At 33.5% G+C, this 11,571-nt stretch carries 14 protein-coding genes; 12 read left to right on the forward strand and 2 right to left on the reverse strand.

Annotation, left to right across the window (positions count from 1 at the left end; all coding sequences use genetic code 11):
- Nucleotides 1-85 precede the first annotated feature (85 nt).
- Entirely contained in the window at nt 86-1,975 is a 1,890-nt protein-coding gene (locus SAUT_RS10355; RefSeq protein ID WP_013327839.1) for a proton-conducting transporter transmembrane domain-containing protein, read from the reverse strand.
- A 185-nt stretch (nt 1,976-2,160) separates the two neighbouring features.
- Between SAUT_RS10355 and SAUT_RS10360 the strand changes: the two genes are divergently transcribed.
- Nucleotides 2,161-3,339, forward strand: a complete 1,179-nt coding sequence (locus tag SAUT_RS10360; protein WP_013327840.1) for a TolC family protein — start codon at nt 2,161-2,163, stop codon at nt 3,337-3,339.
- Nucleotides 3,336-4,334, forward strand: coding sequence for a permuted SH3 domain-containing protein (locus SAUT_RS10365; protein WP_013327841.1), 999 nt, complete (start codon nt 3,336-3,338; stop codon nt 4,332-4,334). The genes SAUT_RS10360 and SAUT_RS10365 overlap by 4 nt, the downstream gene beginning before the upstream one ends.
- Before the next feature lie 105 nt (nt 4,335-4,439).
- Here SAUT_RS10365 and SAUT_RS10370 read toward each other — a convergent pair whose 3' ends face one another.
- On the reverse strand, nt 4,440-5,714 hold the full coding sequence (locus SAUT_RS10370; RefSeq protein WP_013327842.1) for an MFS transporter: 1,275 nt from the start codon (nt 5,712-5,714) through the stop codon (nt 4,440-4,442).
- 95 nt (nt 5,715-5,809) lie between these two features.
- Between SAUT_RS10370 and SAUT_RS10375 the strand changes: the two genes are divergently transcribed.
- The 10 genes from SAUT_RS10375 (at nt 5,810) to SAUT_RS10420 (ending at nt 11,536) form a co-directional block, all read left to right on the forward strand.
- Nucleotides 5,810-6,070, forward strand: a complete 261-nt coding sequence (locus SAUT_RS10375; RefSeq protein ID WP_013327843.1) for an AbrB/MazE/SpoVT family DNA-binding domain-containing protein — start codon at nt 5,810-5,812, stop codon at nt 6,068-6,070.
- Entirely contained in the window at nt 6,064-6,390 is a 327-nt protein-coding gene (locus SAUT_RS10380; RefSeq protein ID WP_013327844.1) for a type II toxin-antitoxin system PemK/MazF family toxin, read from the forward strand. The genes SAUT_RS10375 and SAUT_RS10380 overlap by 7 nt, the downstream gene beginning before the upstream one ends.
- 106 nt (nt 6,391-6,496) lie before the next feature.
- Nucleotides 6,497-7,498, forward strand: a complete 1,002-nt coding sequence (locus SAUT_RS10385; RefSeq protein WP_013327845.1) for a virulence RhuM family protein — start codon at nt 6,497-6,499, stop codon at nt 7,496-7,498.
- Between the two features lie 374 nt (nt 7,499-7,872).
- Nucleotides 7,873-8,328, forward strand: coding sequence for a hypothetical protein (locus tag SAUT_RS10390; RefSeq protein WP_013327846.1), 456 nt, complete (start codon nt 7,873-7,875; stop codon nt 8,326-8,328).
- Between the two features lie 204 nt (nt 8,329-8,532).
- The gene (locus SAUT_RS10395) at nt 8,533-9,321 is read left to right on the forward strand and encodes a hypothetical protein (protein WP_013327847.1); all 789 of its coding nucleotides are present in this window, start codon (nt 8,533-8,535) and stop codon (nt 9,319-9,321) included.
- Between the two features lie 262 nt (nt 9,322-9,583).
- Nucleotides 9,584-10,009, forward strand: coding sequence for a cytochrome c (locus SAUT_RS10400; RefSeq protein ID WP_013327848.1), 426 nt, complete (start codon nt 9,584-9,586; stop codon nt 10,007-10,009).
- A gap of 35 nt (nt 10,010-10,044) precedes the next feature.
- Nucleotides 10,045-10,425 (forward strand): thioredoxin family protein, encoded by a 381-nt coding sequence (locus tag SAUT_RS10405; protein WP_013327849.1) that lies wholly within the window; start codon nt 10,045-10,047, stop codon nt 10,423-10,425.
- 95 nt (nt 10,426-10,520) lie between these two features.
- Nucleotides 10,521-10,907, forward strand: a complete 387-nt coding sequence (locus tag SAUT_RS10410; RefSeq protein ID WP_245534106.1) for a pentapeptide repeat-containing protein — start codon at nt 10,521-10,523, stop codon at nt 10,905-10,907.
- A gap of 49 nt (nt 10,908-10,956) precedes the next feature.
- Nucleotides 10,957-11,268: a type II toxin-antitoxin system RelE/ParE family toxin gene (locus SAUT_RS10415; protein ID WP_223175441.1), complete on the forward strand. Its 312-nt coding sequence runs from the start codon at nt 10,957-10,959 to the stop codon at nt 11,266-11,268.
- A complete protein-coding gene (locus SAUT_RS10420; RefSeq protein ID WP_013327852.1) occupies nt 11,261-11,536 on the forward strand; it encodes a helix-turn-helix domain-containing protein in 276 nt (91 codons plus the stop codon). Before SAUT_RS10415 ends, SAUT_RS10420 begins: the two co-directional genes overlap by 8 nt.
- Nucleotides 11,537-11,571: the final 35 nt, after the last annotated feature.

Raw genomic sequence — 11,571 nt, forward strand, 5'->3', positions numbered from 1 at the left:
GAAATTATATCAAACTCTTGCTTACAGATGAATAAACACATCTAAACTGTATGGTAATTCAAAAACTTATTTTTATTTATCATGTCTAGACTGCCTTTTTCTCACCAATTATAAGAACCTTCACAGAAATAGCCATGACAGATGCCTCTATGAGCAGTGTCATCCATGAAAATTCATGCGCAAAAATTCTATAACTAAAAAGTACCGTCAATATAAGATTAAATATCATAGCCGCATAACGGGTCTGCTCAAAATGAGCCAGACGATAGATCCAGTAACTCAAAATATTTGCCAATTTGGCAACGCTGTTATACAAAGAAACTTCAAAAAGCGGTTTTACATGTACGGCATAATTGGCATCACTGAATTTGGTCTCATGTTCGCCTATATTTTTTTTCAGTAGCCGTTCATGTGGTTTATAGAGCCATGAAAAAAATCTTCTCATAGGTCCTGCGAAACCTGTTGCTGAGTACTGTGTCTTGGCAGATGTTTTATAACCACATCCCCATGTATGATAAACTCTTGTCTTTACATGTAACACTTTATAGGCAAACAGCATCATAAATGTAGTCGCTAATAAAGTTCCTAAAAGAATAAGAGGCGAGACTATACCGCCGTTATTGCTCAGAGCATACATATTTACAATACCTTTTGGAAAAATCTTTGCATAAACAGAAATATGCCCCATTTCTGTAAAAACTTTATCAAACCATGCTATATAAAAAGGTGTAAAAAGCATCAAAGAGATAATAACACAGGCCATCAAAATCATTCCAGATTGCATTAAAAAATTCACCTCATGGGCATGTTTGGCATTTGTACTTCTGTGCAGTCCTAAAAATGTTATACCATAGGCTTTTATAAAAGTTGCGATTGCCAGACCTCCTGTCATCGCAAGGGCAAAAACAGCAAATGGAATGGAGAGTTTGAGACTCATATTTTCTATATGTGTGGAACCCAGCAGAGATTGAAAAACCATCCATTCACTTAAAAAACCGTTACTCGGAGGCAGAGCTGTAATACAAAGAGCCGCTAAAAGAAAAGTTATCGCGGTTATAGGCATAGATTTTATAAGCCCTCCATATTTCTCCATATTTTTTGTATGTGTCTGATGCAGTACACTTCCTGCACCCATAAAAAGCAGAGATTTAAAACTCATATGGTTAAAAACATGAAAAAGAGCGGCTATAAAAGCAAAGGTACTGAGTGTTTTAAGCCCAAGCGAATCAAATATCATCCCCATTCCAAAGGCTATAAGTATAATGCCTATATTTTCTATGGATGAATTTGCCAAAAGCGCTTTAATGTCATTTTCATTCATGGCATATAAAATGCCCACAAGAGCAGAAACGGAGCCAATAATTAAAATAAAAATACCCCACTCTAGCGGCCAGGGATAAAGTACATCAAATAAAAAGCGTGCAAACCCGTAAATGGCAACTTTTAGCATTACTCCGCTCATAAGAGCCGACACAGGAGAGGGTGCAGCAGGATGGGCATATGGCAGCCATACATGCAGCGGCACCGCTCCGGCTTTGCTTAAAAAACCAAGCACGAGCATAAAAAAGAGTAAAGACGGGTAGGCAAACAAAGAAGCTATCTCTTTCATTTGTGCAAAGTTCATATCTAAATTACCGTTTGTGACAACTAAAAAGAACATCAGTAAAAAAACAAATCCGAAATGTGTCATAAAAAAGTAAAATTTTGCCGCTTTTATAGTCTTGTCTGATTCTATTTCCGTCAAAATCAGCTGCCAGCTCGTCAGACTCATCAACTCCCAAAAGAAAAGAAATACAAGAGCATTGGAGGCAAGTACAACTCCGAGCATGGAAATAATAAAACCAAAGTAGTGAATCAAATAATGTGTCTTTCTTTTTATGTGAGGAAGATAGCCAAAAGAGTAAAAAAGATTTGGAATTGCGCCCAAAAGGATGAGTACAACAAAAACAAGTGATAGTGTATCAAACTGAAACATTTTTTTAACAACTCCAGAGAATTAATCTAATGGAGGGCTGTTATATGAAGAAAAAGCAGTCCTGAATTATTTGATGGAATTATACTTTAAAATTGATTAATTTATGTTGAGTGTATGCTCTCACAAACACTACACACTAGACTGCTATACTTTGCAAAATCAAAAAAAAACAAAAGGGATGCTTTATGAAAAGAGTGATATTTGCTATACTTTTGCTTTACAGCAGTGCCTGGGCAATAAGTTTAGAAAGAATTATTGATACTTCTTTGTCAAAAAATCCTTCACTGGAATCTATCAGTGAAAGAATCCAAGCGAACAAATACAACATAGCAGTTTCTAACCAATTTGCAAATCCTGAGCTGCTCATAACCAAAAACACATTGGACTCATCACAGGCAATGAGCAAATCTGTTGTAAGTTTTAAGCAAAAAATTCCTTTTTACAACAAACGCGACACAAACAAAAAGATTGCACTTGCCGAAGATGCTCTGCTGGATGAAAAGCTCTCTGCCGCCAAAACAAAACTTGTCGAGAAAATAAAGAGTGAAGCCTACACCATTTGGAAACTGAACGAACTTTACAAAATCATAAATGAGTATATAACACTTACAAAACAAAACATTGACCTCTACGAATCATACACAAGCATAGATGAAAATCAGCACATCGGCATTATGAAAGCAGAACTTTCTCTCTCAGATCTTCGTATTCAAAAAAGTGTACTTCAAGAAAAAATCAACTCTGCTTATGCACAACTCTCCTACCTGGCTGCATTTAAAGTCAAGCATTTAGACATAGATTTACAAATGAGAGAAAAACCAAACCTCTCAAATCTTCAAAGATCTTTGAGTGAAAATCCCGATATCAAGATAAAAGATAAAGAAGTGCTCAAACAAAATGCAAAATTAAAAATGGCGGATTTAAATAATTACCCAGACATCAATCTCATTGCAGGGTATGCAATGAGAGAAAACTTTGACAACTATTTTACGGTTGGCGTCGGTTTGAGTCTGCCAATATACGGTACAGAGGATTACAAAGAAGAAGAGGCACGTGCTATGGTTTTATCTGCAGCAAGCCAAAAAGCAGATACACAGATATCTGTCAATGCCGAACTTGAATCTTACTATGCGCAAATGCTCTCTTCATATGATATTTATCATATTATTCAAGATGATGCTCTGCCTCAGGTAGCACATATGTTTGAGCTTTCAGGCTCTTCCATTTCTATCGGTGCCGATTTATTTAAATACATTGATGTTTTATTTGACAAACTTGATTTGGAGCAAAAGAGCATTAAAGCAGTAACAAATTACAATCTGGCAAAAGCCAAAATAGCACAACTCAAAGGAGAGATGAAGTGAAAAATTTAAAATTTATACTACTTTTTTTACCATTACTGGTTTTAGCCAAAGAAGCATCAGTAGAACAGCTTTTTTCAGTACAAACCGTAAAGGTACAAAAGATTAAAACAAGCCACAGCAAAAAGAACTACGGTTTTGTGAAAGCAAATGAGGCAAGAGTATATGATGTCAGCCCCCGTTTCGGAGGGTTTGTTGAAAAGCTGTATGCCGATAAAATTTATACATATGTAAAAAAAGGCGAGCCTTTGGCAGTTGTTTACTCTCCTGAGGTTTATAAAGCAAAAGAGGATTATGTCAACTCATACAAATATACAAAAAACAGACCAAATAAAGGCATGCTTAAAAGTGCAAAACTTAAACTCTCTTTACTTGAGGTTGCCCCCAATGAAATTTCAAAACTTATAAAAGAGAAAAAAATGTCGCCAAATACGACTATTTATGCACCCAAAAGCGGTTATATTTTTATCAAAAACATTAATGAAAGTTCCGCATTCAATGCAAAGGCAAACCTTTTTGAAATTGTGAACCTTGATGATGTCTGGGTGGAAGTACAGGTATTTGAAGATGATGTAAAATGGCTTAAATATGCGGATGATTTTCGTGTCAGCTTTAAAACGACTGACAAAACATATGAAACACACTCTAAGTTTCTCTACCCTAATTTGAATCCTAAAGAGGCAACACTTACGCTCAGACTTACGCTGAAAAACAGAGACAACACACTTTTTCCCGGTATGTATGCTGATGTCATCTCCAAAGACAGACCAAAAGAGTATCTGACCCTGCCTCAAAGTGCAGTTATTTTAAAAGACGGCAAATATTATGTATTTGTTGTCGGAGAGTTTGAGGGAGAATATGAACCGATAGAAGTAGATGCAAAACCACTGGACAATAAAACCTACATCATAACAAGCGGTCTTAATGCAGGTGATGAAGTAGTCAACAATGCACTCTTTATGATGGACAGTGATGCACAGATAAACGGACTCTACTAGCTTCTTATTGCACACTATAATAAGCAAAGCCCATTATAATGGCAGGGACTAGAGTCCCTACAACCCCCTAAGGCTACAAAAAAAGAGTTTTTTTGAGATTCTTAACTACTCCAGTGCTTCGCGTACTTCTTTAGATACTTTTTCTTCATCTACAAAAAAGAGCAGCAGTGCACCGAGAATAAAAAGAATAGAAACCGAAGCGATAGCAAGTCGTGAATTATGGCTAAAAAGTGCAACAACACCGACTAAAAGAGGTCCTAAAATAACCGCAAATTTTCCAAGCAGATCATAAAAACCGAAAAATTCTGCCGCATATTGCTGCGGTATCATTTTTGCATAATAAGAACGGCTCAACGCCTGAATACCGCCTTGAACCAGGGAAATAAGCAAAGCAAGTATGTAAAATTCATACACATCCTGCATCATTGAAGCAAAAATAATAATAAAAATATAAACACTGATGCAAAGATAGATGACTTTTTTTGTATTCCAAATATCGGCAAGTTTTGCAACAATAAGCGTGGCAGGAAAACCGACAAACTGCACAATAAGCAGTGCCATAATAAGGTTTTTACTGTCAAATCCAAGTGCCATTCCATAATCAACTGCCATACGAATGATGGTGTCGACCCCGTCAATATAAAGCCAGTATGCCACTAAAAAGAGAAAAAGTCCTTTAAGACTTGTCACTCTTTGAAATGTTTTTTTAAGCCGCAAATACCCTTCTACCAATAAAATGTTATTTGTATTTTTATCTGCTTTTTTTTCTTCTACAAATAACAAAAGAGGAAGCGAAAAAAGCGCCCACCACACAGCTACACTGATAAAAGAGGCTTTGATAGCCAAAGCCTTGTCCGCAAAGCCAAAAAACGAGGGCTCCTGCACCATAAAAACATTCAAGGCAAATAAAAGTCCGCCGCCGAGATACCCAAGAGCAAATCCGAGACCTGAGACATAATCGACATTTTTATCATCACTCACAGAGGGGAGCAACCCGTCATAAAAAATATTTGAACCCATAAAACCAATGTTTCCCAGAGTGTAAATAAACGCCGCCATCTGCCAATTTCCCTGTTCAACAAGAGAAAGCGAAGCACTCATCAAGATGCCTAGAAATGCAAAAAGGAATAAAAAACGCTTCTTCAACGAACCCGCATCGGCAACAGCCCCAAGCAAAGGAGCAATAAGCACAACCACAAAACTTGATAGAGAGTTGGCAAAGCCAAGCTCTGCCGTACTTACCGTCGCATCTACACCCACACTATAATAGGACTTGAAAAAAATAGGAAAAAACCCCGCCATAACCGTAGTTGCATACGCCGAATTTGCCCAATCATACAATGCCCAGGAATAAGTAGATTTTTTTGTGTTGTTTTGCATAAGACTATTTTATAGGAAGTTTGGTTAAAGGGGTGTTAACATCAAAAATTGACTTTTAAATGTAATAACATTATAATTACATAAAGGAGTTAATAATGACAACACTCACAAAAATTGGAAACTCCCAAGGTATTAGGATTCCCAAGCCTTTAATACAACAGGCACACCTCGAAAATGTCGAACTTGAACTTCAAGTTTTAGAAAATGGCTTACTTATAAAGCCTGTAAACAACACAGGCAGAGAGGGATGGGAAAAAAACATTGAAGAAGTTATATCTAAACATAAAGGTATGCAAGACGATGGAGTTTTAGAAGACTTGTTAAATGACAGTGATTTAGAAGACTGGCAATGGTAGCAGACATAAAACAATACGAAATTCACCTCGTCAGGCTCAACCCGACAGTCGGTTCTGAAATTCAAAAAACAAGACCCTGCATAGTCATCTCACCAAATGAAATGAATGTTTTAAAGACTGTCATAGTAGTACCCATGACGTCCAAAGGTTTTGATTTTGTATTTCGTCCAAAAATCAAGTTTGAAAAAAAAGAAGGACTAGTTTTACTCGACCAGATCCGAACTGTTGACAAAACAAGACTAGTAAAAAAACTCGGCGATGTTGACAAAAAAACAGCACAGGAAATTTCTAAAATGCTTGTAAGGATGTTTGAAAATTGAATGAGAGAAGAATAAATGACATTTAGACATAAAATTTATTAGACAAACAATAAATAGTTATAATAGCAACAACAAATTCTAAATATAAGTCATAAGATAATAAAAAATGAAAAAACTAACACTTCAAGATGAACTCACCGAATTTTTACTTTACACAACGCCATCAAGTGATGTAAAAATAGAAATTTTTATGCACGATGAAAGTGTATGGCTTCCTCAAAAAAGAATGGCAGAACTTTTTGGCGTGCAAAGACCGGCTATTACAAAACATCTCAAAAATATATTTGAAAGTGCAGAACTGGAAGAAGATGCAGTTAGTTCCATTTTGGAACATACTGCCGAAGATGGTAAAAAGTATCGGACAAAATACTATAACCTCGATGCAATTTTATCGGTAGGTTATAGAGTCAATTCATCTCAAGCAACACAGTTTCGTATCTGGGCTACCAAGGTCTTAAAAGATTACATCATTAAAGGTTTTGCCATGAATGATGACAGACTCAAAAATGGCCAATACTTTGGTAAAGACTACTTTAAAGAGTTACTTGAACGCGTTCGGTCAATTCGAGCGAGTGAAAGGCGTATCTACCAGCAAATCACAGATATCTTTGCAGAGTGCAGTTTTGACTATGACAAAAACTCACAAATAACAAAAGATTTTTATGCCACCATACAAAACAAATTTCACTTTGCTATTACCGGCAAAACAGCTGCTGAAATAATCTATGAAAATGCAGATATGAAAAAGCCAAATATGGGTTTAACCTCATGGAAAAACTCTCCTAATGGAAGAATCCTCAAATCAGATACATTTATAGCAAAAAATTATTTGACAGAGGATGAGATTAAAAAACTTGAAAGAACCATAGGCTCTTATTTTGACTACATAGAAAGGCTCATAGAAAACAGACAAGAGCTAAGTATGGAAAACGTAAGTGACTCTGTAAACAAATTTTTGGAATTCAATGAGTTTAAAATCCTTGATGGAAAAGGTAAAATTTCTCATACTTTAGCAAAAGACAAAGCTTCTACTGAGTATGAAGAATTTAATAAAATACAAAAAATAGAGAGTGACTTTGATAAAGAAATGAAAAAACTACTTAATTAAAAGATATATTTATTATCTTTCTAGCTGCGTTTGCGTTCTTGTTCCCTAACTCCAGCTTGAAAATACATATAGCAGTTGTTTGGTTTATCATTTAAGCAAGCACATTGTTTAAGTAACAAAGTGTGTTTTTAATGGAATAATTACTAAATCAACGAACACTTTATTTAAGTATTTGCCTTAAATACAATAAAAACACATTCAATTTTTAAGAATACTTACTCAAATTTAAAATAATCATTAAATATATGTTGTAAATATAATATATTCTAAAATAAACTAACATTTTCTATGTTCAATAATTATTAGATATGAAGCTGTTTATGCTAAAATAGTAATTAATAAAGAGTTATACTACAAAATACAGAGGAATCACTTTGCGATATAATTGGAAAAGTTTAAATAAACAACAAGTTGGTGCATTTAGTGAATATTTTGTAAAAATGGAATTTACGATGTATGGTTTTCAAGTTTATTCAACTGAAGTTGATGACAGAGGAATAGATTTTGTAACTAGATTTGAAAATAATAGTTTTTTAACAATACAAGTTAAGTCTATACGAAAGAGTGGTTATGTTTTTATGCAAAAAGACAAATTTAAACTTTCATCAGATTTATATTTAGTGTTAGCAATATTAGATGAACATCAAGCACCAAAAATATATATTATTCCATCCACAGAATGGAAAACACCAAACGAATTATTTGTAGATAGAGATTATGAAGGAAAACAAAGTAAGCCGGAGTATGGATTAAATTTATCAAAAAAAAATATGCATATTTTAAATCAGTATGAGTTTACTAAAATGGTACCAATTTTACAAAAAGTATAACAAGTACGAGGAGACCAATAATTTACCCTAGCGGGAAAATTATCGCTCACGACAGTCGTTATAAACCAAAAAGGATAATATGTGAAATTCAAATGTTCTAATTGTAATCACAATGGAAATATTGGTACTATCAGTAATTTAAAAGAGAATACTGATTTTCTTGTAAAACAATAGTATAAAGATAACAATGGATTAATTCACACATTGTTAATTTGTTTAGATTGTGGTACATTTCATGATTGTAAAATTTCATTTTTAAAATCACTTTTTAAAAAGCCTTATAAAGTACAAGGTGTTTTAAAAAACAAAGTTATAATCGAAAAAGTAAAACTTGCAAAAGAACAAGATTCTGAAAAAACAATAAATGAGCATGCAATATCATTCATGGGCATTGATAACTCTACTTTAGATTTTCTTATAGAGAAAAAATTATATCCATCTACTTTTTCTATTGATTTCAAAGACGTTGATAATAAAGAAGTTACACATATGTTCTCATCAAAGATGGTTCATAATGAACTTTCAAAGATTACAACTTATGACGAATATAAAGACTTAGTATTGTATGCAGTTGATGAGTTGTCAAGAAATTTTCAGGAAATGTTTAATTATGACGATACAGAAAAAATAAATAATGTTTTAGCAAATCAATTTGTAAAAAACAGTGATCATTTAGAGTTAAATGAGATTGAGGAAACAAAACATTATGAAATATTACAATTAATACTTACTGAATATGAATATAAAGACTACAACTTTCAAGAAACTTGGAAAAGCTTTATAAAAAGTCTTGATGACTTTTCAAATATACATAATCAAACAGATTTTTCTACTAAAGACATGTCTCAAACTATTTTTACTATATCTAAGATGTATGCTACGTATTTATATCCTGAAAAACAAGATTACGAATTATTAGATACCACTATGTTATTAGTAGAATGGAATACTTCCTTAGGTATACTTGCTGCCAACCAAAAGAACTTTTACTAGAATGGTTTATAACAAGTACGAGGAGCGCAATAGTTTACCACAAGCGGAAAACTATTGCTCACGACGAACGTTATATTTTGAAATTTGAATATGACTATTTAAGAAAAAAGTTAAAATACCTTTTGAGGTAGTTCAAAGTTGCTTTCAAACAAAGCCTGAAATATTTAAGATTTTACCAGATGTCTTTCAAAATATAGTTTTTAGAATAGTACAATATAGTAAGAACTTGACATATAGCAAGCTTTATAAAATAAGGAAAAATATGATGGAAAAGATGATACTCATTTTAATACTTTGCATTTTTGCAAACGGCACTGCCAATGCAGAAGAAGAAACAAGACAATATGTCAAATTTCCTCCAAAGCTTCAATTGAAGCAGCTGTCAAATATGCGTGATCACATGGCTGCACTCAATGGGATATTGGAGAGCCTGGCTTTTGATGAATTAGACGAAGCAGCAGATATTGCAGAAAAACGCCTTGGACTCAAGGCACGTCATTCACATGATACAGGTAATTTAGCCAAATATATGCCTAAAGGAATGAAACAAGCAGGGTATAATATGCATAGTGCTGCAACTCATTTTGCAGAGGTTGCAAAAAAAGGGAATTTAGAATCAGCCTATGAGGCACTTATTCCAGTAACACAATCTTGTGTGGAGTGTCATGCGGCTTATCGAACCAGATAAGTAAAATGTTATAATCTAAAAAATAAGGCAAAAATATGAAAATTTTAATATTACTTTTAACATCTGTATTGATATTGTTTGCCAACGAACTCCAATTTGAGCATAATTTTGATAAAGCACTGAAAAAAGCAAAAGAACAGAATAAAGCAGTGATGATGATGTATTCTGCAGTATGGTGTCCTGAGTGTAATTACATGAAAGAGATTGTATTTAAAGATAAACAAGTGAGTACCTATATAGAAAAACATTTTATTGTTTTATCACTTGATATTCAAAAAGATACATTACCTAAGGGTTTTGAGTATCCTGGTATTCCAGTTTTTTTCTTTTTGGATGACAATGCGAGTGAGAAAGACAAAATTATTGGTGGCAGTAAAGCGAATATCTTTTTAGAAAAACTTAAGTCTGTAAAATGAAAAATATTATATTATCAATAATCCTCTGCTCAAACCTACTATTTGCCTTTGATCTCAATGATGTTAAGCAACTTAAAGAAGATGGTGATTGCCCTATGTGTGATTTGAGTTATGCCAATCTGAGCAGTATGGACTTAAGTATGTCAGATTTAAATGATGCCAATTTATCACATGCCAATCTCACGGACACACTTGCACACAAGGCTAATTTTTCCAATTCAGATTTGAGTAACGCACTATTTGTAAGATCCAACATAAAAGGTGCTTCATTTGTCAATACAATATTGCATAATGTAGATTTCACAGAAGCAAGAATCTGGAAAGGCAACTTTTCACAAGCAAAAATTGATAACTGTAATTTTAATGATTCAGCATTGGGTTCAGCGATATTTGAAGATAATAATTTAACAAACTCAACATTCAAGGGTGCTATATTGTATAAAACGATTTTTAAAAGAAACGTTATGGGTATTCCTCAATAAAATATAACAAATCATAGGAGCGAATAAATTACCATCAGGAAAAAGTCCTATTGAAGATTTTCTTGACTCATTATCATCAAAAGAAGCTCAAAAGCTTACTTGGGTGTTGAGTTTAATTGAAGAAATGGAAACTGTTTCAACTAAGTTTTACAAACAACTTAGCAATTGTGATGGGATTATAGAAGTAAGAGCTCAAATTGGTAAAAACAATTTTAGACTTTTAGGTTTTGAAGACAAAGGCACATTTGTTGTCTTAACAAATGGCTTTAAGAAAAAAAATCAAAAAGTTCCTAAATCTGAAATCAATTTAGCACAACAAAGAAAAACTGAATATCTTTCAAGAGGAGAGAACCATGAGTGATTTGAAAAAATATATTGTAAAAAGAAAAAGTATTGATAATGAATTTTCAGAGAATTTTGAAGAAGGTTATCAAGAGTTTAAAATTGGAGAAATGTTAAAACTTGCTAGAAAAGAGACAGGTTTAACACAGTCAGATATAGCTGAAGCGATGCACACTAAAAAGTCTGCTATTTCTCGTATAGAAAACCATGCACAAGATATTAGACTCTCAACACTTCAAGCATTTGCTCATATTATGGGTAAAGAACTCAAAATTCAACTCGTATAAAAAGATAACAAGTACGAGGAGACCAATAGTTTACC

The organism is Sulfurimonas autotrophica DSM 16294, from assembly GCF_000147355.1.
Taxonomy (GTDB): domain Bacteria; phylum Campylobacterota; class Campylobacteria; order Campylobacterales; family Sulfurimonadaceae; genus Sulfurimonas; species Sulfurimonas autotrophica.

Bases quoted from the DNA above. Each gene is read 5' to 3' on its own strand.
- SAUT_RS10355 (WP_013327839.1), bottom strand. From the start codon at position 1,975: ATGTTTCAGTTTGATACACTATCACTTGTTTTTGTTGTACTCATCCTT.
- SAUT_RS10360 (WP_013327840.1), top strand. From the start codon at position 2,161: ATGAAAAGAGTGATATTTGCTATACTTTTGCTTTACAGCAGTGCCTGG.
- SAUT_RS10370 (WP_013327842.1), bottom strand. From the start codon at position 5,714: ATGCAAAACAACACAAAAAAATCTACTTATTCCTGGGCATTGTATGAT.
- SAUT_RS10375 (WP_013327843.1), top strand. From the start codon at position 5,810: ATGACAACACTCACAAAAATTGGAAACTCCCAAGGTATTAGGATTCCC.
- SAUT_RS10380 (WP_013327844.1), top strand. From the start codon at position 6,064: ATGGTAGCAGACATAAAACAATACGAAATTCACCTCGTCAGGCTCAAC.
- SAUT_RS10385 (WP_013327845.1), top strand. From the start codon at position 6,497: ATGAAAAAACTAACACTTCAAGATGAACTCACCGAATTTTTACTTTAC.
- SAUT_RS10400 (WP_013327848.1), top strand. From the start codon at position 9,584: ATGATGGAAAAGATGATACTCATTTTAATACTTTGCATTTTTGCAAAC.
- SAUT_RS10405 (WP_013327849.1), top strand. From the start codon at position 10,045: ATGAAAATTTTAATATTACTTTTAACATCTGTATTGATATTGTTTGCC.
- SAUT_RS10410 (WP_245534106.1), top strand. From the start codon at position 10,521: ATGTGTGATTTGAGTTATGCCAATCTGAGCAGTATGGACTTAAGTATG.
- SAUT_RS10420 (WP_013327852.1), top strand. From the start codon at position 11,261: ATGAGTGATTTGAAAAAATATATTGTAAAAAGAAAAAGTATTGATAAT.